This is a genomic window from Sagittula sp. P11, from assembly GCF_002814095.1.
GTDB lineage: Bacteria > Pseudomonadota > Alphaproteobacteria > Rhodobacterales > Rhodobacteraceae > Sagittula.
In genome coordinates, this window is sequence record NZ_CP021913.1 from 3,141,834 (window position 1) to 3,162,375 (window position 20,542).

Consider the following 20,542-nt stretch of genomic DNA (forward strand, 5'->3'; position numbering starts at 1 on the left):
GGTCAGGCCTCCATGCTTGCGGTGAAAGGCAGGCGGGTGACGGTCTTGCCCGTCAGGGCGCGCCATGCGTTGGCAACGGCCGGGCCGATGGGCGGCAGGCCGGGTTCGCCGACGCCGGTCGGATCGGCGTCGGACTGGATGATCTCCACCTCCACTTCCGGCATCTCGTGGATGCGCAGCATGCGATAGGTGTCGAAGTTAGACTGCTGGACCTCGCCGCCGTCGCCCAGCGTGATCTCGTCGAAGAGGACGGAGCCGAGGCCGTAGCCGATGCCGCCTTCCATCTGCGCGCGGATCACGTTGGGGTTCACGGCGACGCCGCAGTCCACGGCACACCAGACGCGGTGCACCTTCGGGAAGCCGCCCGCGTCCGAAACCTCGGCGATCTCGGCCACATAGGTGTTGAAGCTTTTCACCACGGCGATGCCGTAGCCCTTGCCGTCGCGCACCGTGGTGCCGTCCCAGCCGGCCATCTCGCCGACCTTTTCGAGCACGCCGCGGAAGCGGTCGCCATCGGCCTTCAGCAGGTCGAGCCGGCCCTGCAGCGGGTCCTTGCCCTGCGCTTCGAGCACCATGTCGAGGAAGACCTCGACCGCATAGCCGGTGTGGCTGTGGCCCACGGAGCGCCACCAGAGCACGCTGACCGGGTTTTCCTGCACGGCCCAGCCGACGCGGGAATGCCCGAAGTCATAGGGCAGGTTCGACGACCCTTCGTAGGAGGTCGGGTCCATGCCGTCCTGCATCATCTGCGCCATGGGGCCGCCCGCCATGATGGACTGGTTGGCCACCACGTTTTCCCAGCCGAGGAGCGCGCCACCGTCGTCCAGACCGGCACGGAAGCGGTGCACCGTCAGGGGGCGGTAGTAGCCGCCGTGGATGTCGTCCTCGCGGGTCCAGACCAGCTTGTAGGTGCCGGGACCGGCGGCCTTGCCGATCTCGGCCAGTTCGGAGGCGAAGTGCGAGGTGTCCTGCGCGCGGCGGCCGAAGCTGCCGCCCGCAAGCATCACGTTGATCTTCACGTTCGCCGGGTCGAGCCCGAGCGGACCGGCGATCGCGGGCAGGTCGAGGGTGGGGAACTGCGAGCCCATCCAGGCCTCCGCGCCGTCCTCGCGCACCTCCAAGACGCCGTCGAGCGGTTCCATCGGCGCGTGGGCGAGGTAGGGGAAGCGGAACTCTGCCTCGATGACCTGCGCGGCGCCGTCGATGCCCGCGGCACCGTCGCCGTTGACCTCCGCATCGCGCCCGCCCTCGGCGGCCGCGGCGGAGAACGCCTCGTACATCTCGTCCGTTGAGCGGGTCTCGGCCGCGCTTTCGTCCCATTCGACGGTCAGCGCGTTGCGGCCCTTGATCGCGGCGTAGGTCGAGGTCGCGTAGACGGCCACGCCCTGCGGGATCTGGTGCACCGCCTCGACGCCGGGGACCTTCAGCGCCTCCGCGTCATCGTAGGAGGCCACGGTCGCGCCGAACTTCGGCGGGTGGGCGACCACCACGGTCAGCATCCCGTCGCGGTAGAGGTCCATGGTGAAGGTCGCGGTGCCGTTCGATTTTGCCGCGGTGTCGAGCTTGGGCAGGTCGGAGCCGATCAGGCGGAACTGGTCGGCGGACTTCACCGGCGGATCCTCGGGCACGGTCTGCATTGCGGCCTTCTCGGCCAGCGCGCCGAAGCCGGAGGACTGGCCGTCGGGGTGGCTGACGATGCCGTTCTCGACGGTGATCTCGCTGGCGGGGACGCCCCATTCCTCGGCGGCGGCGGCGACCAGCATGGCGCGGGCTGCGGCCCCGGCCTTGCGCATCTGCATGTAGCTGTTGGCCATGGCGGTGGAACCGCCGGTGCCCTGCATGCCGAAGGCGAGGTTCTTGTAGAGCTCGGTATTCGCGGGGGCGCTTTCGGCGCGCATCTGCGACCAGTCGGCGTCCAGCTCCTCGGCGACGAGGGTGGCGAGGCCGGTGTTGGGGCCCTGGCCGAACTCGATGTGCTTGATCATCACGGTGACGGTGTCGTCGGGCGCCACGCGGACAAAGGCGTTGGGGGCGAAGGTGCCCTCCGTGCCGTCGCCTTCGAAGGCGAGGGCGGCACCGGACTGGGCGCGGCCGGCCATGGGCAGCGTGAGCCCGATCACGAGGCCGGCGGATGAGGCGAGAAAGCCCCTGCGGGACAGTTGCTTGTTCATGGGATCAGCCCTCCAGCGCGTCGGCGGCGTCGTGGATCGCCTTGCGGATGCGCACGTAGGTGGCGCAGCGGCAGACGTTCCCGGCCATGGCGTTGTCGATGTCTTCGTCGGTGGGTGCGGGGTTTTCCAGCAGGAGCGCGGTGGCGCTCATGACCTGGCCGGACTGGCACCAGCCGCATTGCGGCACGTCGAGCCCCGCCCATGCCGCCTGAACGGCCTCGACTTCGGGGCCTTCCATGCCCTCGATGGTGGTGACGAAGCTGCCGTCGACCATGGAGACCGGGGTCACGCAGGAGCGCCGGGTCATGCCGTTCAGCATCACCGTGCAGGCGCCGCATTGCGCGACGCCGCAGCCGAACTTGGTGCCGGTGAGCTTCAGCTCGTCACGCAGCACCCAGAGCAGGGGCGTGTCCGGGGCGACATCGACGGTCACCTCCTCGCCGTTGAGTTCGAAAGAGATCATTTGGCTGGCCCTCCGTGTGGGAATTCGCTGTGCCGGGAAATAGAGCATGGCAGGGGCGCGTCCATGGCTGCAACGAAAAAATGGAGGGGTGCTCCGTTTTTTATCCGGGCGGATGGTCCGGGGCGGGACGGGCGTGGGGTCTGCCTATTTGATCAACAAATTTTCCTTATCGGATAACGACTTTGCTGCGATGCGGCGGAAAGCCGTTGGTTTCGGCAAATATCCGCCCTAGGTTGATGACGTGGCGCTGGACGGGATGTCCGTGCCCGAGGGTCCGGGTTGGCCCGCGTTGTGCCGACCCCCGCGATGCCGCTCCGAACGGCTGGTGACGCGCCCGGTACATGGATGAACGAAACGTAAACAGGGTATCCTGAAAGGAGCTCCCCATTAAGGATTCGTCTTACCAACCCGCCGCCCCCTATGACCGCGTCGCCGTGCTTGGCGCCGGCAGCTGGGGCACCGCGCTGGCCTGCGTGCTGGCGCGCAACGGTCGTCAGGTGAAGCTTTGGGCGCGCCGTCCCGATCAGGCGGACGCGATCAACGCGGGCGCCGAGAATGCCGAATACCTGCCGGATGTGCCGCTCCCCGCCGGGCTGACCGCCACCGCCGATCTGGCCGAGGCGCTGGAGGGCGCGGAGGCCGTGCTGATGGTGACGCCGTCCTCGACCCTTCGGCCCATGTGCCGGGCCATCGCGCCGCATCTGCCGGAGGGCATCCCGGTCGCGCTGGCCTGCAAGGGCGTGGAGCGCGGCACGGGCCTTCTGTTGTCCGAAGTCGTCTCCGACGAGCTGCCGGGGCATCCGGTGGGTGCCGTCTCCGGCCCGACCTTTGCACGCGAAGCGGCGCTGGATCATCCCACGGCGGCCACCGTCGCCTTCCATTTCCGTTATGCCGACCGGCTGGCGCCGAAGTCGAGCCCCGCGGCACGGCTGGCGCTGTCGCTGTCGGGCAACGGGTTCCGGCCTTACGTGTCGGACGACCTCGTGGGCGTCGAAGTGGGCGGCGCGGTCAAGAACGTGATCGCCATCGCCTGCGGGATGATGTCGGGCGCGGGCTTTGCCGAGAACACCCGTGCCGCGCTGATCACCCGCGGCATCGACGAGATGAAGCGGCTGGCGCAGGCCTTGGGCGGGCGGCGCGAGACCGTCACCGGCCTGTCGGGTGCGGGCGACCTGACGCTGACCTGTTCGTCGACGACGTCGCGGAACATGTCGCTGGGCTACCAGCTTGGGCAGGGCATCCCGCGGGTGTCGTGCTTCGAAGGGCGCCCGGTGGTGGTCGAGGGCGAGATCAATGCGGTCTCGGTCATCGAACTGGCGCAGCGCGTGGGTGTGCCCATGCCGATCTGCGAGACGGTCAACGCCGTGCTGCACGAGGGCGCCGACCTGCAGGAGGCGTTCAGCACGCTCTGGGCGCGCCCGATCGAGGCGGAGCCGCAGGCGCTGGACCTTTCGCTGGCCCACCCGCAACCCGACGTGCCGCTGCAATTCGGAGAAAGCTGACATGAACGTACATGCCACATCGCGCCCGGACATCGCCGCGCGCCGGATGACCCTCGCCACCGATCTGGACGGCACCTTCCTGGGCGGCACCGACGCCGAGCGGGAGCGCCTCTACAGCTGGATCGAGGCCAACCGCGCCAGCGTCGGGCTGATCTTCGTCACCGGGCGCGACCCGGAATTCATCATGGAGATGTGCCGCGAGAAGGGCCTGCCATGGCCGGAGTTCGTGGTGGGCGACGTGGGCACCACCATCGCCGAGGTGACGGCGGACGGGCATGTGACGCCCATTGCCAAGCTCGAAGAGGACATCGCCGAACGCTGGGGCGACAAGGGGGAGCTGGTCCGCGTGACGCTGGACGGCCATCCCGGCCTGACGCTTCAGCCGACCGCGTTCCGCTACCGGGTCAGCTACGACCTCGACCCCGCCGATTTCGACGCCAACGCCAAGGAGCGCGTGGCGGAGTTGGGGCTCGACTGGCTGATTTCCGACAACCGGTATTTCGACGTGCTGCCGAAGGGGGTCTCCAAGGGGCCGTCGATCCGGCGGCTTGTCGATCACCTGGGCATCCCGGAGACGCGCGTGCTGTGCGCCGGGGACACGCTCAACGACCTGTCCATGCTGGAGAGCGGCCTGCCGGCCGTCGCCGTGGGCAATTCCGAAGCCGACCTGAAGGCGCGGCTCGATGGCTGCGAAACCGTCTACCATGCGCGCGCGCACGGTGCGGCGGGCATCATCGAGGCCATCGCCGCGCTTGACCTACATGACACCCCGAAAGGAGCCTGAACCATGCCATCCGACCTGGTGATCGTTTACCACCGTCAGCCCTACGAGGAAGTCGAAGTCGACGGGAAGATCGAGTTCCGGGAGAACAAGAGCCCGAACGGCATCGTCCCGACGCTCAAGAGCTTCTTCGGACGGTTCGAGAAGGGCGCCTGGGTGGCGTGGAAAAACGCCGACGACCCGGCAAACCCGGGCTTCGAGCGGGTGGTGGAAATCGAGGACCAGCACGGCAAATATTCCGTGTCCCGCCTGCCGCTGACGCCGGAGCAGGTGACGTCCTTCTACCACGTTTCTTCCAAGGAGGCGTTCTGGCCGATCCTGCACGGCTTCAAGGAACGCTACAACTACGACCCCGTCGACTGGTCGACCTTCCGGGAGGTGAACTGGGCCTTCGCGGAGGCTGCCGCCGCCGAGGCTGCGCAGGGCGCCGTGGTCTGGGTGCACGACTACAACCTGTGGCTGGTGCCCGGCTACCTGCGGACGCTGCGCCCGGATGTGAAGATCAGCTTCTTCCACCACACGCCGTTCCCGCCCGCCGACATCTTCAACGTGCTGCCGTGGCGACGCGAGATCCTCGAGTCGCTGCTGTCCTGCGACGTGGTGGGCTTCCACATCCCGCGGTACGTGAACAACTTCGTCTCCGCCGCGCGGTCGCTGCTGGAGGTAGACACCCAGAAGCGCGAGAAGGTGAAGGACGAGCTGAACGCCCAGACTTCTGCCCTGTCGGAGCAGTCTGTCATCACCGAGGTCGCCTACGACGGGCGCACGGTGCTGCTGCAGGCGAGCCCGGTGGGCGTCGACGTGGGGTACATCGAGACGCTGGCGAACAACGAGGCGACGGAGAAGCGGGTCGGCGAGATCCGCGAGGGCCTGAAGGACCGCAAGCTGATCCTGTCGGTGGGCCGGACGGATTACACCAAGGGCGGGATCGAGCAGCTCGAGTCCTTCGAGCGGATGCTGGAGAACCGTCCCGACCTGCGCGGCAAGGTGCAGCTGATGCACGTCTCGGTCAGTGCGAACGTCAACATGACCGCCTACCGGCAGATCCAGGAGGACCTGGAGTCGATCGCCGGGCGGATCAACGGGCGGTACGGCAACTTCGACTGGCAGCCGCTTTTGCTGATCTCGAACCCGGTGCCGTTCACCGATCTGGTGGCCTTTTACCGGGCGGCGGACGTGGCGTGGATCACGCCGCTGGCGGACGGCATGAACCTTGTCTGCAAGGAGTTCTGCGCGGCGCGCACCGATGGCGACGGCGTGCTGGTGCTGTCGGAATTCGCCGGGGCGGCGGTGGAACTGGCGACGGCTGTGCCGACCAACCCGTTCTCGCACAAGTCGATGGATTCGGCGATCGAGTTCGCGCTGGCCATGCCGGAGGAAGAGCGCCGGGGCCGGATGAAGGTCAACCGCGCCATGGTGCAGAAGCAGGACATCCGCTTCTGGGCCGAGGACCAGATGCGCGCCTTCAGCACACCCAAGGAAAAGACCTCGAGCGCGGCGGAGGTGGCCTGAGCCACCAACATCGCTTGATGGAACAGCACGGCGGACGGGCGCGGGCCCGTCCGCTTTTTCATATCCCGCTACCCGCAATGCGGGGATTGTGGTAGCATTACTCATTCTTTGATTGTCAGCGGCCCGTCGGGCGGCGCCTGCCGTGGCCCCATTTTCAGCACAGAGGGGGATTTGTCCCGTGGCCCGATTTCTTGCCCTGCCGAAGAACGACCCTGTCATCGCCTCGCTCAGCATGGCCGATGTGACCATGGCGCCCGAAGCGCGCGCCGCGCAGGTCGCCCGCGTCATCGAGGCGCGCCGCCGGCTTGGGGCGCAGACCCGGGGACCGGAACCCGCCGCCCGCGCGCGGATGCGCTCGGCCGAGATCGTGGCGCACCCGGAGGAGACGACCTCCGTCACCGGGGTGATGGTCTTCGACATGGACGATCCGGAAGAGCTGGAGCGGCTGAAGACGGACCTGCCGAACTACGACGTGGTGGAGGACCTGCCGCTGTCGCTGATCCCGCCGGTGCGCGCCACGGCGAACCATTCGGCGGAGGCGGGGCTGGACCTCTGGCACCTCGACGCGGTGGCGGTGGCCTCGGCCCGCGCGGCGGGCTTCGGCGGCACGGGGAAGGGCGTGGGGGTCGCGATCCTCGACACCGGGGTGGAGGAAGTGGAGGAAATCGCCGGGAGGGTCGCCTCGGCCTTCCGGCTGGACCGCACCACCAACACGCCCGTCGCGATCCAGAGCGAGGACACGGAGGGCCACGGCACCCATGTCGCCGGGCTGGTGGCCGGGTCGCGCGTCGGCGTCGCACCGGAGGCGGACCTGATGAACTACGTCATGATCCCGAACGCGCTTGGCAATATCTCCGACTTCATCTTTGCCATCGACTTCGTGGCGCGGCGGCCGGAAATCGCGATCCTCAACATGTCGGCGGGCATTCCGGGCTTTCACGGGGCGATGAAATCCTCGGTCGTGCTGCTGAAGCGCATGGGCATCCTGCCGGTGATCGCGGTGGGCAACGAGGGGCCGAACACCAGCCGCAGCCCGGGCAACTACGCAGAGGTGCTGTCGGTGGGCGCGGCCAACCGCCATGGCCGGGTGGCGAGCTTCTCTTCGGGCGGGAGCATGGTCGCCGACGCGCAAAGCTACGATGTGCCGGACCTTGTGGCTCCGGGGGCGGAGGTGACCTCCTGCGTGATGGGCGGCGGCTACGAGGCCTGGGACGGCAGTTCGATGGCGACGCCGCTGGTCTCGGGCATCGCCGCGCTGATCGTGGAGCGGTTCCCGACGATCACGCTGTCGGACCTGACGGAGGAGATCATTGGCGTGTTGCAGCCGCTGTCGGGCGTGGATGCGCTGCGGCAGGGCGGCGGGATGCTGCAACTGCCGCCGCACCTGTGGCAGGCTGTGTCATGAGTCGGCGCACACTTGCAGGGAAGGGCGGTCTGGATGGATGAGGAAAGCCTGAAGAAGCTGCAGGCGGAACTGGGCGCCAAGCCCTCGGGCGGGACGGAGCGGATGATCCTGCAGACCGCGCGGCCTTCCCGCAGCCGGGGCGCCGCGGCGCCCGCGCCGGACACCTTCCCGGACCGCACCGCCTACCGCAAGGCGCTGATCGACTTCGAGGATGCGCAGGGCGCGCCCGGTCTCGACGCGCTGGTGGGCAAGTTGCAGGCGCTGGGGCTGAAGACCTCGGTCGCGCGCGGCGTGCAGGCGGTGGTGGTCGAAGGCGCACCGGACGCACTGAGCCGCGCGCTGGAGGCCGAGGAGGTCGAAGACGCGGAGTTCGACCGCGCCGTCGATCTGGTGCGGCCGCGGCGCCCCTCGGAGGAATAGGCGCCGGCCTATCCCGGCCCGGCGGTCAGAGCGCCTTCAGATCGTCGTAGAGCGATTGCGCGATTTCCACGTAGCCGCGCGCCTTGTTGCGGGCGCGGGCAGCATAGCGGCGTTCGGCGGGCAGGCGGGCGCCTTGCCCGGCGATCTCGGCAAACAGCGCCTCGGCCGACGACTGGCCCGCATCGGCGCGGCCGCCCGACAGGCGCGCCGGGTCGAAGGCCACGATGATCTGGCCGTGGTAGGGCGCTTCGGGGCGGCCCTCGGCGTAGGCCATGCTTTCGAGGCTGGTCATGTCGCCGATCAGCGGCCCGGCCATCAGTTCGACCATCAGCGACAGGGCAGAGCCCTTGTGGCCGCCGAAGGTGCACATGGCGCCCTGCATCGCGGCCTCCGGATCGGTGGTGGGCTTGCCGTCCGCGTCCAGCGCCACGCCTTCGGGCAGGGGTTTGCCCTCGCGGCGGTAAAGCTCGATCTCGCCGCGCGCGAAGGCGGAGGTGGCGAGGTCGAAGACCAGCGGATCGGCGTCGCCGCGCGGCCATGCGAAGGCGATGGGGTTGGTGCCGAGCGCGCCGCGCGTGCCGCCCGCGGGCGCGACCCAGGCGTGGCTGGGCACCATCGACAGCGCGGAAAGCCCTTCGCGGGCAAGGTGTTCGACCTCCGGCCAGAGGGCGGAGAAGTGGTAGCAGCGGTTGACGGCCATGGCCGCGACACCGAAGCGGCGCGCGCGCTGGGTCAGGAGCGGCAGGCCTCCCTGCGTCGCCAGAAGCGAGATGCCGCCCCGCGCGTCGGCCCGCACCACGGCGCTGTCGTCGGTGACGATCTCCGGCTCTGCCGTGCCGTCGACGGTGCCCCGGCGCATCGTCTCGACGCACATGAACAGGCGGAACAGCCCGTGAGAGCCGCAGTCGTCCATCTGGCAGGTGGTCAGGAACGCGGCGATGGCCTGCGCGTGGGCGTCGCCATAGCCGGTCCGGGTCAGCGTATCGTAGGCGAGGCTGTGGATCTCTTCGGGGGTCAGGCGGATCTGGGGCATGATGTGGTCCTGAGGGTCACGGCCCCTTCGGGGTACATCAAGTGCGGGCAGTTCTCAAACGATTGGGGCGGGGGCCAGCGGCAGGCCGATTTCCACCGTGCAACCGCGCCGCGCGGGGGTGTCTACGATGGCGATGCTGCCGCCGAGCGTCTTCGCCACCTTCTCCGCCACGGCGAGACCCATGCCTGCCGTGCCGACCTCATCCTTGGCGCGCAGGGTGAAGAGCGGTTCGAAGACCTTCCGGCGGTAGTCCGGGTCGACGCCCGGCCCGTCGTCCGTCACGGTCAGGATGAGGCGGGCGCCGTCGCACCGGGTGCGGACGGTGACGTGGCCCTGCGCGGCATCGTGGTGGCGGACGCAGTTGGAGAGCACGGCAAACAGCATGCGGTCGAGGTCGTTGCCCGGGGCTACGACCGCGCCCGCCGCCTGCGACAGATCGAGGTCGAACCCATCGCGCCCAGGAACGCGGCACCAGGCGTCGCACAGCGCCTCGGGCAGGGGGTGGCGGTCCGGTGTGTCGGCCAGCCGCCCGACGCGCGACAGTTCCGTCAGCCCGTCGAGCATGAGGTCGAGCCCGCGGGCGTAGTCGCGCAGCATGGTGACGTGTTCGCGGACCTCCGCCGGGACGGCGTGACCGGCGGCGCCCAGATCCTCCTCGATCCATTCGGGGATGACGCGCATGGCGCGGGAATAGGTCTTCAGATCGTGCGTAACGATATAGAGGTAGGATTCGAAATCCCTTTCCGTTTCGCCCGTTTCTGTAAGATCCTTCATTTTACCGCTCTGTCCAGGGGTTTATGGTTGCACGAGCATTGGTACCAGTCAGCCGGAGGATCGCCAAACGCTTCCCTCCGATAGTTTTGCGAAATTTCACGTTAATAAATTTGGGGGCTTCATTCAGGGTTAAGATTTCTCCCGGCTATTCTTTCGTACATCAGGTGACCCTGAAGCTTGGGAGTAGACGGATGGCGGAAACGGATAGAGTGGACGGCGTGCTGGCAGCCGGCGGTCGGCGGGATGGCGCAGTGCAGCGCGGGGTGTTCGAGGTGCTGGTTCTCGACGACAGCACCTTCGACCTGAACCGGATCAAGCGCGCCTGCGGAAAGACCGGGCTGCCCGTGAACACGCGCCTGACCACGGGCATGGACGAGTTCGAGAAGGCGCTGGATGAGCGGTCCTACGACGTTATTTTCATTGACTATCTCCTGCCGAAGGGCAACGGGCTGCACGCGCAGAGGCTGGTGAACAACCACCCCATGAACTTCGGCGCGGCGGTGGTGATGATCTCGTCGGAGATGCGCACCGACGTGGCCGTCGCCTCGATGAAGAAGGGGTCGATGGACTGTCTCAGCAAGGACGCGCTTGACCCCGACAAGCTGCGGGAACTGATGATCGCCTCTGCCAAGGTGTTTTCCGAGGCGTCCCGCCACTGGATCGGCGAATTGCTGGCACAGCAGCGGGTGCAGATTTCACGGGACGTGGCGAAAGTCATTCGGGATGAAATGGAATTCGGTCGATTTGTCGATACAATCGACAAGCGGATTATCGATATGCTGGCCAGCAAGGGATTTACGGAGCCGGAAAACTGGAATGTCTCCTACCTCTTCGATTCCGACGAACCGCTGAGATTTCGCTGACCCCGTTCCGGATTGTCCGGGGTTCAGATGCTGCGCGCCCGGGCCAGCCAGCCGAGCGTGGCGTCGGTGTCGGGACCGGGGCGGTATTCGGCGCCCAGCGGGGCCGTCCATCCCAGTGCGGCGATCTCCTCGAACACGGCGGTGTAGTTGAGCTCTCCCTCGTCCGGCGGTCCACGGTCCGGCGCGCCCGCAAACTGGATGTGACCGATCACCGGAAGGAGGTCGCGCAGGTGGTGGATCACGTCCCCCTCGGCGCGCTGGACGTGGTAGCAGTCGAACATCAGTTTCAGGTTGGGCAGTCCCAGCGTCTCGATGATGCGCCGTGCGTGGGCGGTGTCGCGCAGGAAGTAGCCCGGCGCGTCCTTCTGGTTGATGGGTTCGATCAGGATCGTCAGCCCGTGCGGCGCGGCCAGCGCGCAGGCATGGCGCAGCGCGTTGTGATAGGCGGCACGGGCCTTCGGACCGCGCGCCTTGCCTGCCATGACATGTACCATGCGTGCGCCAAGGGCCACGGCGCCGTTCACCGCCTCCGCGATGGCGGCATGGGCCTCTGCCTCGCGCCCGGGAAGGGCCGACAGGCCGAAGTCGCCCGGCCGCGATCCCCGCCGCGTGTTCACGCTGAGTAGCGGCAGGCCGGTGTCCGCCAGCGCCTCCAGCACGGATGCTGCGGGAATGTCGTAGGGCCAGTGGCATTCGACCGCGTCGAAGCCCGCCGCCCCCGCCGACCGTATCGCATCGGGCAGGGGCCTGTCGGTCCAGAGGAACCCCAGGTTGGCGGAGAATGTCAGGCGCCCGCTCATGCCCGGCGCCCCTTTGCGGCGTCCCTGTCCGGCTGCGCGCACGTCATGCCGGCACGATCTCCACCCGGCCGCCGTCGTCGGCATGGTAACGCACGTCGAGCGTGCCGGCCGTGTCCGGCGCCGACAGGATGGTGCGCGCGATGGAGGGATAGACCTCTGCCGCGAAGAAGCCGGGGATGCCGCGCGCGCCGTGCACCGGATCGTAGCGGTCGGCACAAAGCGCTGCGACCTGATCCGGCGCCATGGTGATCGTCACCGCGTGCCCGGCGGCCCGGATGCGCGCATTGACCTTCTGCAGCTCGCGGTTGGCGATCTTCTCGATCAGCTCCAAGGGCAGGGTCCGGAAGCCGATGATGTTCTGTCGCCCGTTGAAACGGTTCAGAAATTCCGGGCGGAAGGTGCCTTCGAGATCGCGCATGGTCTCTTCCATCGCGGCGGCAAAGCCCAGGTCGGTGTTGAGGAAATGCGCCTGCCCGATGTTCGTGGTCATCAGGATCAGCGTGTCGGCAAAGCTGACGGTCAGCCCGCGGTTGTCGGTGAGCCGCCCGTCGTCCAGCACCTGCAGGAAGACGTTGAACACGTCCGGATGCGCCTTCTCGATCTCGTCGAAGAGGATGATCGAATGCGGGTTGCGGCGCACGGAATTGGTGAGGATGCCGCCCGCCTCGTACCCCTCGTAGCCCGGCGGCGCGCCGATCAGCTTGGCCATCGCGTGCTTCTCCATGTATTCCGACATGTCGAAGCGCAGCATCGCCTTCTCGCTGTCCTTGAGCGCCATGGCGAGCGCCTTGGCGATCTCCGTCTTGCCGACGCCGGACGGCCCGCAGAACATGAAGGACCCCTGCGGCTTGTCCGGCTCCTTGAGCCCGGCATTGGCCATCAGCACAGCACCGACCAGCTTTTCGACGGCGTGGTCCTGGCCGTAGACCCGCGCCTTCAGCGCCCGGTCGAGGGTCAGGAGCTTTTCGCGTTCGTCCTGGTTCAGTTTTTCGGCGGGGATGCCGGAAATGGCGGAGAATTCCAGCGTGACCGCCGCGGCGTCGAGCGCGAGACCGGCGTTCATCTCGTCCTGCAGGGCGTCGAAGGCTCGCCTGTTGTCGGCGATGGCGGCAGAGGCCTGCCTGATCTCCTGCAGGATGCGGTTTTCCTCGCGCGAGCCGAAACCCGCGCCGCCGGAAAGCCGGGCAGAGAAGGAGGGCGCGGCGTCTGCCTGCGCGGTCTCCGGCTTTTCCTTCTGCCGTTCCGCCTCCAGTTGCTCTTCGAGGGCGAGCAGCAGTTCCTCCCCGCTGCGCTGCGCATTGCGCAGGGAGGTGAGCCGGTCGACCTTGGCGGCCCAGTCGGCTTCGGCGGTGGCCAGCATGTCCCTGAGGTCGCCGTGCTGGCGGGCAATGTCGGGCGAGCGGGCCGCTTCGGGCAGCGCCTCGATCTCTGCCAGCGTGGCCCGCAGCCGGACAAGGTGCGGCGGGCGCCGGTGCACCGTCTGCCGGTAGGAGGTCAGCGCCCGGTCGATCAGGTTCAGCGTCCGCTCGGGCTGCGCGCGCGACAGTGACAGATCGCCGACGTGGTACTTGGAGGTCAGTTCGATCGCGGCGGCGATGGCCTCTTCCGTGACGGGCACGCCGTGATGGGTGGTGAGCCTCGCGGCCCCGACCCGGGCGATCTCGGCCAGCGCGTCGGGACCGGGCTCGCGGATCTCCAGCATGGTGAAGACCTCACGCATGTTGGAATGGCACTTGAGCACGATCTCGAGGTCCTCGTCCCGGGCTTCGAGGATGCACTGGTAGCGCCCCGTCAGCACGTCGCGCATGACCGCGTTGATCAGATGGGTGGTGCCGTTGTTGCGGGCGGCCTCGATGAAGTCGCGGAAATCGTCGATGAGCAGGACGGAGTTCGCGGTACGCAACAAGGTGCGGCGCAGCTTCTCGAACCCTTCGGAGATGCGCGCATGGGTGCCGGAGGAAAACAGCCCGTCGGTGTCGAGCCAGAACAACCGCCTGGCCAGCACGTCGAAGGGCAGGGAGGCATCGGCCTTCGCCGCCTCCAGCCCGATGCAGATCGAGGTCGCCCCGACCCCGCCCGGGCCGACGAGCAGCACGTTGGAGGCGGTGTGCCGCATGAGCATACCCGATATCTGGGAGAGCTCCTTCGCCCTCCCCACCAGACGGAAATGTGGCCGCCGCGCGAGCAGGTCCGCACCGCGGATCAGATGATCCCTGACCTGCTCAGGCATGGGCAAGCCATCCTGATACTCCAATGCAGACAGGAGTGTTTCGCCTCGCTGACGCGAGGCGACCGGCCGGGGGGCGTTGCCCCCCGGACCCCCCAAGGGTATTTGGACCAAGGTGATGGGAAAGGTCTGCCTTCATCTTGGCTGAAATACCTCCGGGGGTCCGGGGGCGGAGCCCCCGGCCGGTCGGATCGCGCAGCGATCCGAAACCGGAACCGGCGTCAGTCGGGGCGGTCATGATCCTTCCCGGGACCGGCCGAGGCCGAAGGGGTTGGGCGGGGCCTGCCTGGCGTCGGCCTCTCTTGCGGTGTCTTCGGGGGCCGGGCTGCGGGTGCCGCCCTTGCCGCCCGCGACATCCGCCGCGACGGAGAGCGATTCCTTGACCGCCGCCTGCGTTTCCGCCGTCTGGCGTTCGATCTGCGCCAGGAGGTTTCGGGTTTCCGAGAGCCCCTCGCGGGTGATCGAGGTGGCGGCGCGGATGGTCTCGCCGTATTCCGACAGTTCGGAGAGCGCGTTGGAGAGGTCCTGGTTGATCTCCTTCGTGCCGAGTGCCACGCGGATGACCTCGCGCTGTCCCAGTTCGGCGGTCGTCCGGTTCATGCGTTCGAGGCTGATCTTGGCGGCTTCGGAGCTTTCGCCGAGCGCCGCGGCAGAGACGGCCTGCAGCACGGTCGAGAGCTGGTCGGCCACGCCCGCGACGCCGGAGGTGTGGAGCTGGCGCGTCTTGGCGACCTGCTGTTCGTTCGCCTCCTTCATGGAGTGGATGCGGTGGCCCGAGGCGGTCAGTTCGGCCAGCACCGCGGTGGTGTCCACCGACGACCGGCCGAGGTTCGAGATGTAGGCGTTGATGTCGCGTTCCAGCCGTTCCTGCCCCAGCTTCTCGAGGTCGCTGCCGGCCGCCTCGATCGACTTGCGGATCTCCTCGCGCCGGGCCTCGTTGCGGGTGTCGACCTCCTTCGTGGCATCCGAGAGGATCGCGTACATCGACCGCATGGTGAAGTTCGCCTCGTCGAGGTTCTCGATCTGGCCGTTCATGCCGTTGAAGTGGCCGAGCACGCTGGAGACGCGCGCCTCCGTCGTGTCTATGAAGTCCTGCGCGGATTTCACCAGCGCCTCCTGCCGGGCCTTGTGCTCCTCGGACGTGATGTCGAGCAGCTCCTTCAGCTTCGCCTTTTCCGCCGCGAATTCGGCGTATTGCGCGCTTTGCGGAGCGTCGGCGTCGAGCGCCTTCATCTCGGCCAGGATGCCCTGGAGTTTCTTGGTGTCAGCGGCCAGCGCGACCTCGTTCTGGGCCATCTTGTCCTGCGCCGTCTTCTTCACCCCGCCGAAGCCGAAGAAGCCGCGGTCGTCCTTGAGAAATCCGTTCTCGGCCTTCAGCGCGCGGATGTTGTCCTCGAGATCGAGCATCTGCTCGCGCAGGACGGCCTTCTTCCCGGCGCGCTGCTTCGCGTCCTCGCGCTCGCGCAGGAGTTCCTGGAAGATGTCGAAGGTCACACCGTTCATGCGCAGCGTGTAGACGGCGTCGACGATGTCGGTGAGCGGGCCGATCCGCTCCTCGAAGGTCATGAGCGCGGTGTTGATGTCCTCGAAGACCTGCTTGAGTTCGCCGAAGGCCTCCGTGTCGGTGAGCGCGATGATCTCCTGCGCCATGCGCTTGCGCTCGAACTGGAGGTATTCCTTGAAGGCGTTGAAGGCGGCGAGATTCTCGCGCGCCCTGGCGCGGTCGTCGGTGAAGGTCAGGGCCTGCGTCACCCGGTCGAGCTTGTCCTGAGGCGAGGCGCTTTCGTCGAGCATGATCCTGAAGAACGGGTTGTCCTGGATCGCGGCAAAGGCCTGCCCGGCCGTCTTTTCCGTGCCTCTTGTTTCGGCATCCGCCTGCGCCGCTGGCGTGGCATGGGCCTTCACGAAGTCCCTTGCAGAGGTGATCTTGGCGGCTTTGGGCTTGGCGGCGTCGGACATGAAATACCTGTTCCTGAATGGCGGGCCCGGCTGGCCGGGACGCATCAATTGCCGCTCACGATACATCGCGCGATGCGATTTGGAAGCCGCTTTTGTCGTTTTTCCGGGCAGGTTCAGTCTGTTGCGGCGGGGTGAGCCGGGGGCGGCATGGGGTCTTGGCGCGAGCGCGCAGGCCGGAAAGATCGCCTTGGTTGAAAGCGTCTTGCGGTGCCCGCCGGGCCGCCCATGGCCTGCATGCGCAAATTTTGGGCGCACCGCGTTCGTCTGCCCGATTGTTGAACGTTTCGCTTCACCCGCGCGCCCGCGCCATGGCAGGGTGATTGCCGGGCCCCCGCCGAGAAAGACGAAAAGGGGGCATACAACCTGACAGGGGAGAGACACCGTGCTGCATCGCAATCTGTTCGCGCTTGCCGGTCTGTCGCTGGCCACCGGACTTGCCACCGGAGCCGCCGCCGAGACCGATATGCCGTTCGCACTGGACTGGAAATTCGAAGGGCCGTCCGCGCCGTATTTCGTCGCCATCGACAAGGGCTATTTCGGCGATGCCGACCTGACGGTGGAAGTGACCGCCGGGCAGGGCTCGCTCGACGCCATTCCGAAGGTCGCGACCGGCGCCTTCCCGGTGGGCTTCGCCGACATCAACTCGCTCATCAAGTTCCTCGACCAGAACCCCGGCGCGCCGGTGACGGCGGTGATGATGGTCTACGACAAGCCGCCCTTCGCCATCGTGGGGCGCAAGTCGCTGGGCGTCGAGACGCCGAAGGACCTCGAGGGCAAGGTGCTGGGCGCGCCGCCGCCGGACGGCGCATGGGCGCAGTTCCCGATCTTCGCCGCCGAGAACGACCTCGACATGGACGCGATCACGGTGGAGCCGGTTGGCTTCCCGACCCGAGAGCCGATGCTGGCCGAGGGCAAGGTGGCATCGGTCACCGGCTTCTCCTTCTCGTCCTTCCTGAACCTCGTGCGGCTGGGCGTGCCGGAGGACGACATCTCCACCATCCTGATGGCCGACCACGGCGTCGACCTCTACGGCAACGCGATCATCGTCAACACCGACTTCGCCACCGAGAACCCGGAGGCCGTGAAAGGCTTCCTCGAAGCGGTCGCGATGGGCTGGAAGGACGCCATCGCCGATCCGGCGGGCGCCACCGAAAGCCTGATGGAGCGCAACCCGGCGGCGGATGCGGGGCTCGAAGAGCGTCGCCTGCAGCTGGCCATCGACGCCAACGTGGTGACCGACTGGACGCAGGCGAACGGCTTCGGCGGCATCGACGACGACCGCATGGCAAGCGCCATCGAGCAGATGAAGCTCACCTACGAGTTCCAGAACGAACCCGACGCGGCGCTCTATTTCTCCGACGCCTACCTGCCGGACGGCGGCTTCGCGCTGGAGTGACGGGACAGGTGGGGAACCCGCCCTGCCGGGCGGACCCCCCACCCTGCGATCGGGCCGGGCCATGGGTCCGGCCCCTTTCACAACGACGACACGACCGGGCGCGGGGGCCACATGGGAAATCTGATCGACATCAAGGATGTGCGGCACACCTACCAGACGCAGAACGGCCCCTTGCCGGTTCTGGACGGGCTGAACGTCTCCGTCCCGGAGGGCGGCTTCTGCGCCGTGGTCGGGCCGTCGGGCTGCGGCAAGTCCACCCTCACGCGGCTGATCGCCGGGCTGATGAAACCGGACCAGGGCGAGGTCTGGCTGCACGGCGATCGGGTGAAGGGGCCGCGCTCCACGGTCGGCATGGCCTTCCAGAACCCCGTCCTGCTGGAATGGCGCACCATCCTGCAGAACGTGGTCCTGCCGCTCGAGATCGTGCCGAACAGCCTGTCGCGCAAGCAGCAGGAGGACCGCGCGCGCTACCTGCTCTCGCTGGTGGGGCTCACCGGGTTCGAGGACAAGCGCCCCTCCGAGCTCTCCGGCGGCATGCGGCAGCGCGCCTCGCTCTGCCGGGCGCTGGTCCACAAGCCCGAGGTGCTGATCCTCGACGAACCCTTCGGCGCGCTCGACGCCTTCACCCGAGAGGACCTCTGGCAGACCATGCACAGGGTGAAGGAGAAGGAGCCTTTCACCGGCGTCCTCATCACCCACGACCTGCGCGAGTCGATCTTCCTCGCCGACCAGGTGATCGTGCTGTCGGGGCGGCCCGCCCGCACGCAATACGTGCTCGACGTGCCGGACACCGGGCCGCGCGACCTCGACCACCTCTACACCGCCGAGGCCGCCGAGATGCTGGGCATCCTGCGCCACCAGATCGAGATCGCGCAGGGCAGGGCCGCGGCCTGAGGGCACCCGCTCCGGCAGGCGCTCCTCCCCCTGCTTCTCTGCTTCGAAAATACTCACATTCCGGCGCCGCCACACGCGCCGCCGCCCGACCGAAAAAGAACCGCCATGCGTCTCAAAGCCTTTCTCACCCCGGTCATCGCCGTGATCATCTTCCTCCTGCTGTGGGAACTGCTGGTCTGGGCGATGGGCTGGCCGAACTACAAGATGGCCTCGCCCTCGGACCTGTTGCCCGCCTACACCCGCTACTGGGAGCTGTTCCTCGTCATGGGCTGGCAGACGCTCTGGCGGACGGTGGCGGGGCTGCTGCTGGCCATCGTGGTGGGTGTCGTGATCGGCATGATCATGGGCTTTTCCCGCACGATGCGCGACGCGCTCTACCCGCTGCTGGTGGGCTTCAACGCCATTCCGAAGGCCACCGTCGTGCCGATCATCGCGCTGATGTTCGTCGGCATGCACGACTTCAACACCGTGCTGATCGCCTTCATGATCTCCTTCTTCCCGATCGCCGTGTCGATCTCCATCGGGCTGTCGACGCTCGAGCCCGAGTACCGCGACATCCTGCGCTCGCTCGGGGCCAGCCAGACCACCATCTTCTGGAAAATCGCCCTGCCCAAGACCTTGCCGGAGTTCTTCGGCGCGCTGAAGGTCTCGGTCACGCTGGCCTTCATCGGCACCAACCTGATGGAGATCGTCTCGCCCCACGGCCGCGGCCTCGGCGCGCTCTTCGACTCGGGCAAGACTAACTCCGACTACCCGCTGATGTTCGCCGTCCTGATCGCGCTCGCCTTCCTGGGCATCGTTCTCTACTATGTCGTCGTCGCGCTGGAGAAGGTCTTTGCGGGCTGGGCGGAACGCGCGCCGGGCTGAGGCGGAACACCGGCGCCAAGCGTGCGTCCCCGGTCCGGAAACCTCTGGACAGCTGCGCCGGAAGCGGCTGAAACTGGACGGCAGCCGCCCGGCAGACCCGCGGGCCATGTCAGGCGCGGGCCCTGCGCATTATCCGCACACGCCCCGGCCTGCCCCAAACAGCGCGCTCCCGCGTTGACACGACTCGACAACATTGTTTACGTGTGAACAAACTGGCGCCGAAAACGGCTGCCGCGGGAGGATCGCATGGACACGACAGAGACGCTCGTCACTTACGAGCTCAAGGGCGCCGTTGCGCTGATCGGGCTGAACCGTCCCGAAAAACGCAACGCGATTTCCGACCGTTTCGTCGAGGCCATCCACGAAGCCGTACAGCGCGCGCAACGCGAAGCCCGCGCCGGGGTGATCTTCGGCCACGGCAAGCATTTCTGCGCCGGCCTCGACCTTGCCGAACATTCGGAGAAACCGCTCTTCGAGGCGGTGAAGGGGTCGCGCCGCTGGCACGCGGTCTTCGACGGGATCGAACGCGGCACCATCCCCTTCGTCGCGGCGATCAGCGGGGCCGCGGTGGGCGGCGGCTTCGAGCTGGCCGCCTCCACCCAGATCCGCGTGGCGGACCAGACCGCCTTCTTCGCCCTGCCCGAAGGCCAGCGCGGCATCTTCGTGGGCGGCGGCGGCTCGGTCCGGATCGCCCGGCTGATCGGCGCGCCGCGCATGGGCGACATGATGCTGACCGGCCGCGCCCTGAAGGCCACGGAGGCGGAGGCCTGGGGCGGCGTGTCCTACGTGGTGGCGGAAGGCGAGGCGCTGACAAAGGCCGTCGCGCTGGCCGAGCAGATGGCCACCAATGCCGAGTTCACCAACTACGCGATCATCAACGCCCTGCCGCGCATCGCGGACATGTCGTCCGAGGACGGGCTCTTCGCCGAATCCATGGTCGCGAGCCTCGCCACGATGACCGACGATGCGAAGGACCGCCTGCGCGCCTTCCTCGAAAAGCGCGCCGCGAAGGTGCAGGACCCCAATGCCTGAGGGCGACGAGGCGCTGGCTTTCGGCCCGCTGGCGGACAGCCTCGGGTTCCTGCTGCGCCTGTCGCAGCTCCGCAGCTTTGCCCAGTTCTACAGCGACTTCGAATCCGCCGGGATGCGTCCCGGCGAATGGTCGGTGCTGCTGATGCTGGCCGAGAACCCCGGCGTCCGTCAGGGCGTCCTGGCCAAGGCGCTGCGCATCAAGCGCGCGCACATGACGAAGATGGTGCACGGGATGGAGGCCGAGGGCCTCGTCCGCCGCACCGTGCCGCAAGGCGACAAGCGGTCGGTGGAGCTCTGGCTGACGGAGGAGGGCACGGCCCGCGTCGATGCGCTCCGCCCGTCGTTCGTGATCCATGAGGGGGCGTCGCCCGTGCCGCTCAGCGACGCGGAGGCGGAGCAGCTGAAGACCCTCCTCCGGCGCTACCTGAAGATGGAGAGCTGAC

General features: G+C 67.6%; 18 protein-coding genes. 11 read left to right on the top strand and 7 right to left on the bottom strand.

The window, feature by feature from the left end; all coding sequences use genetic code 11:
* Positions 1-2: 2 nt before the first annotated feature.
* Positions 3-2,171: a xanthine dehydrogenase family protein molybdopterin-binding subunit gene (locus CDO87_RS15250; RefSeq protein ID WP_100929569.1), complete on the bottom strand. Its 2,169-nt coding sequence runs from the start codon at positions 2,169-2,171 to the stop codon at positions 3-5.
* A 4-nt stretch (positions 2,172-2,175) separates the two neighbouring features.
* Positions 2,176-2,634 carry a (2Fe-2S)-binding protein gene (locus CDO87_RS15255; protein ID WP_100929570.1) on the bottom strand — a complete coding sequence of 153 codons (459 nt, stop codon included), beginning with the start codon at positions 2,632-2,634 and terminating at the stop codon, positions 2,176-2,178.
* Positions 2,635-3,068: 434 nt separating this feature from the next.
* Between CDO87_RS15255 and CDO87_RS15260 the strand changes: the two genes are divergently transcribed.
* From CDO87_RS15260 to CDO87_RS15280, 5 genes are all read left to right on the top strand, one after another.
* Positions 3,069-4,136 carry an NAD(P)H-dependent glycerol-3-phosphate dehydrogenase gene (locus tag CDO87_RS15260; protein ID WP_100929571.1) on the top strand — a complete coding sequence of 356 codons (1,068 nt, stop codon included), beginning with the start codon at positions 3,069-3,071 and terminating at the stop codon, positions 4,134-4,136.
* A gap of 1 nt (position 4,137) precedes the next feature.
* Positions 4,138-4,920: an HAD-IIB family hydrolase gene (locus CDO87_RS15265; RefSeq protein WP_100929572.1), complete on the top strand. Its 783-nt coding sequence runs from the start codon at positions 4,138-4,140 to the stop codon at positions 4,918-4,920.
* A 3-nt stretch (positions 4,921-4,923) separates the two neighbouring features.
* Positions 4,924-6,429 carry a glucosylglycerol-phosphate synthase gene (gene ggpS / locus CDO87_RS15270; RefSeq protein ID WP_100929573.1) on the top strand — a complete coding sequence of 502 codons (1,506 nt, stop codon included), beginning with the start codon at positions 4,924-4,926 and terminating at the stop codon, positions 6,427-6,429.
* Positions 6,430-6,607: 178 nt separating this feature from the next.
* Positions 6,608-7,834, top strand: a complete 1,227-nt coding sequence (locus CDO87_RS15275) for a S8/S53 family peptidase (protein ID WP_100929574.1) — start codon at positions 6,608-6,610, stop codon at positions 7,832-7,834.
* 33 nt (positions 7,835-7,867) lie between these two features.
* Positions 7,868-8,254, top strand: coding sequence for a hypothetical protein (locus CDO87_RS15280; protein ID WP_100929575.1), 387 nt, complete (start codon positions 7,868-7,870; stop codon positions 8,252-8,254).
* 25 nt (positions 8,255-8,279) lie between these two features.
* On the opposite strand, the gene CDO87_RS15285 is transcribed toward CDO87_RS15280, so the two are convergent.
* Together CDO87_RS15285 and CDO87_RS15290 are read right to left on the bottom strand one after the other, a co-directional pair.
* Positions 8,280-9,287 (bottom strand): Ldh family oxidoreductase, encoded by a 1,008-nt coding sequence (locus CDO87_RS15285; protein ID WP_100929576.1) that lies wholly within the window; start codon positions 9,285-9,287, stop codon positions 8,280-8,282.
* 54 nt (positions 9,288-9,341) lie between these two features.
* Positions 9,342-10,061, bottom strand: a complete 720-nt coding sequence (locus tag CDO87_RS15290) for a HAMP domain-containing sensor histidine kinase (RefSeq protein WP_100929577.1) — start codon at positions 10,059-10,061, stop codon at positions 9,342-9,344.
* 191 nt (positions 10,062-10,252) lie between these two features.
* Between CDO87_RS15290 and CDO87_RS15295 the strand changes: the two genes are divergently transcribed.
* Positions 10,253-10,924, top strand: coding sequence for a response regulator (locus CDO87_RS15295; RefSeq protein ID WP_157815009.1), 672 nt, complete (start codon positions 10,253-10,255; stop codon positions 10,922-10,924).
* Positions 10,925-10,947: 23 nt separating this feature from the next.
* Here CDO87_RS15295 and CDO87_RS15300 read toward each other — a convergent pair whose 3' ends face one another.
* From CDO87_RS15300 to CDO87_RS15310, 3 genes are all read right to left on the bottom strand, one after another.
* Positions 10,948-11,724 carry a hydroxypyruvate isomerase family protein gene (locus CDO87_RS15300; protein WP_100929579.1) on the bottom strand — a complete coding sequence of 259 codons (777 nt, stop codon included), beginning with the start codon at positions 11,722-11,724 and terminating at the stop codon, positions 10,948-10,950.
* 43 nt (positions 11,725-11,767) lie between these two features.
* The gene (locus tag CDO87_RS15305; RefSeq protein ID WP_100929580.1) at positions 11,768-13,954 is read right to left on the bottom strand and encodes an AAA family ATPase; all 2,187 of its coding nucleotides are present in this window, start codon (positions 13,952-13,954) and stop codon (positions 11,768-11,770) included.
* A 231-nt stretch (positions 13,955-14,185) separates the two neighbouring features.
* Entirely contained in the window at positions 14,186-15,910 is a 1,725-nt protein-coding gene (locus tag CDO87_RS15310) for a hypothetical protein (protein WP_100929581.1), read from the bottom strand.
* 382 nt (positions 15,911-16,292) lie between these two features.
* Between CDO87_RS15310 and CDO87_RS15315 the strand changes: the two genes are divergently transcribed.
* From CDO87_RS15315 to CDO87_RS15335, 5 genes are all read left to right on the top strand, one after another.
* Positions 16,293-17,306, top strand: a complete 1,014-nt coding sequence (locus tag CDO87_RS15315; protein WP_404944736.1) for an ABC transporter substrate-binding protein — start codon at positions 16,293-16,295, stop codon at positions 17,304-17,306.
* A gap of 111 nt (positions 17,307-17,417) precedes the next feature.
* Positions 17,418-18,200 carry an ABC transporter ATP-binding protein gene (locus CDO87_RS15320; protein ID WP_100929582.1) on the top strand — a complete coding sequence of 261 codons (783 nt, stop codon included), beginning with the start codon at positions 17,418-17,420 and terminating at the stop codon, positions 18,198-18,200.
* Between the two features lie 105 nt (positions 18,201-18,305).
* On the top strand, positions 18,306-19,067 hold the full coding sequence (locus tag CDO87_RS15325; RefSeq protein WP_100929583.1) for an ABC transporter permease: 762 nt from the start codon (positions 18,306-18,308) through the stop codon (positions 19,065-19,067).
* 246 nt (positions 19,068-19,313) lie between these two features.
* Positions 19,314-20,099: a crotonase/enoyl-CoA hydratase family protein gene (locus CDO87_RS15330; protein ID WP_100929584.1), complete on the top strand. Its 786-nt coding sequence runs from the start codon at positions 19,314-19,316 to the stop codon at positions 20,097-20,099.
* On the top strand, positions 20,092-20,541 hold the full coding sequence (locus CDO87_RS15335) for a MarR family winged helix-turn-helix transcriptional regulator (protein WP_100929585.1): 450 nt from the start codon (positions 20,092-20,094) through the stop codon (positions 20,539-20,541). Before CDO87_RS15330 ends, CDO87_RS15335 begins: the two co-directional genes overlap by 8 nt.
* Position 20,542 lies beyond the last annotated feature (1 nt).